Raw genomic sequence first — 2,450 nt, 5'->3', positions numbered from 1 at the left:
TCAGGGAAATGCTTTAAATTTTGGTAAGTCTAGGGCTCGTTTTCAGATGGAGGCAAAAACTGGAGTATTGTTTGATGATGTGGCAGGTATCGAAGAAGCGAAAGAAGAATTGCAGGAAGTAGTCAGTTTCTTGAAAAAACCAGAGAAGTTTACAGCTATTGGGGCGAAAATTCCTAAAGGTGTACTTTTGGTAGGACCTCCAGGAACAGGTAAGACTCTATTGGCAAAGGCGATCGCTGGTGAAGCAGGAGTTCCTTTTTTTAGTATTTCTGGTTCAGAATTTGTGGAAATGTTTGTGGGTGTGGGAGCTTCTCGGGTAAGAGACTTGTTTAGAAAGGCTAAGGAAAATGCTCCTTGCATAATATTTATAGATGAAATAGATGCGGTAGGTAGACAAAGAGGTGCTGGTATTGGTGGGGGTAATGATGAACGGGAACAAACTCTTAACCAACTACTTACTGAAATGGATGGGTTTGAAGGAAATACAGGGATTATTATTATTGCGGCGACTAACCGTCCAGATGTTTTGGATGCAGCTTTATTACGTCCGGGTCGGTTTGATAGACAGGTGACTGTAGACTTACCTACTTATAAAGGACGTTTGGGAATTTTGGAAGTTCATGCTCGGAATAAAAAATTAACTCCAGAGGTATCTTTAGAGGCGATCGCTCGACGGACACCTGGTTTTTCGGGAGCGGACTTGGCTAATATGTTGAATGAAGCAGCTATTCTAACTGCTAGACGACGCAAGGAAGGAGTTACATCTTTAGAAATTGATGATGCTATTGACCGAGTGACTATAGGTTTGAGTCTGACCCCGTTATTGGATAGTAAGAAAAAACGGTTAATTGCTTACCATGAGTTAGGTCATGCTTTATTGATGACTCTGCTGAAAAATTCTGATCCTCTGAATAAGGTTACTATTATTCCTCGTTCTGGTGGAGTGGGTGGTTTTGCTCAACCAATTATGGATGAGGGGATGATTGATAGTGGGATGTATACCCGTGGTTGGTTAGTAGACAGGATTACAATTTCTCTGGGTGGACGTGCTGCAGAGGAGGAGATTTTTGGAGCGGCTGAAGTTACTGTGGGAGCTAGCAACGATATTAGGAGTGTGGCAAATTTAGCTCGTGAGATGGTAACTCGCTATGGAATGTCTGACTTAGGACCTTTGGCTTTGGAAAATCCGAGTGGGGAGGTTTTTTTGGGTCGAGGTTGGCAGTCGCAGCAGTCGGAATATTCTGAGGAAGTAGCTACTAAGATTGACCATCAAGTACGAGCAATGGCTGTTCATTGTTATGAGGAAGCTCGGCGAATTATTAGAGAAAATCGTGTTTTGATGGATAGGTTGGTAGATTTATTGATAGAGAAGGAGACTATTGAGGGTGATGAGTTCCGTAGAATAGTTTCGGAATATAAGGAATTACCTGAGAAACAGAAGTCGGCTATTAATTTACAAAAGAAAAGTTGAGGTTTGAGTTAGTTTTTGGGTGGTGGATGGTTGAAAAAATATTTTCACTCATTACTTACCCAAAGACGTTTTAGATAAGTCTCAAAATTTTGGTGGTCTGGGGAAAAATCTCTGAGGTTTACAGAAATAATTAGGTGGAGAATTTTGGGGTGTTTTAAGGAGGCGGTGAAAAACTATAACGTTTTAGATAAGTCTCAAAATTTTGGTGGTCTGGGGAAAAATCTCTGAGGTTTACAGAAATAATTAGGTGGAGAATTTTGGGGTGTTTTAAGGAGAGGTTGAAAAACTATAACGTTTTAGATAAGTCTCAAAATTTTGGTGGTTTGGGGAAAAATCTCTGAGGTTTACAGAAATAATAAGGTGGAGAATTTTGAGGTGTTTCTATGAGTGAGTGAAAAACTATAACGTTTTAGATAAGTCTCAAAATTTTGGTGGTTTGGGGAAAAATCTCTGAGGTTTACAGAAATAATAAGGTGGAGAATTTTGAGGTGTTTCTTTGACTGTTTCTATGAGTGAGTGAAAAACTATAACGTCTTAGATAAGTCTCAAAATTTTGGTGGTTTGGGGAAAAATCTCTGAGGGTGAAAGAAATAATAAGGTGGAGAATTTTGGGGTGTTTCTATGAGTGAGTGAAAAACTATAACGTTTTAGATAAGTCTCAAAATTTTGGTGGTTTGGGGAAAAATCTCTGAGGTTTACAGAAATAATTAGGTGGAGAATTTTTGAGTGTTTCTTTGACTGTTTCTATGAGTGAGTGAAAAACTATAACGTCTTAGATAAGTCTCAAAATTTTGGTGGTTTGGGGAAAAATCTCTGAGGGTGAAAGAAATAATAAGGTGGAGAATTTTGGGGTGTTTCTATGAGTGAGTGAAAAACTATAACGTCTTAGATAAGTCTCAAAATTTTGGTGGTTTGGGGAAAAATCTCTGAGGGTGAAAGAAATAATAAGGTGGAGAATTTTGGGGTGTTTCTATGAGTG

General features: G+C 39.0%; 1 protein-coding gene. It reads left to right on the top strand.

Going from position 1 to position 2,450, the window contains the following annotated elements; genetic code table 11:
* The coding region (gene ftsH / locus F6K22_RS38700; protein WP_293110234.1) for an ATP-dependent zinc metalloprotease FtsH at positions 1 to 1,471 on the top strand (1,471 nt) is incomplete at its 5' end.
* Between the last annotated feature and the right edge of the window lie 979 nt (positions 1,472 to 2,450).

This window comes from Okeania sp. SIO2F4, from assembly GCF_010672385.1.
Classification (GTDB): domain Bacteria; phylum Cyanobacteriota; class Cyanobacteriia; order Cyanobacteriales; family Microcoleaceae; genus Trichodesmium.
Note: the sequence above shows the minus strand (reverse complement) of the source record. Positions and strands in the feature narration are given on the sequence as shown.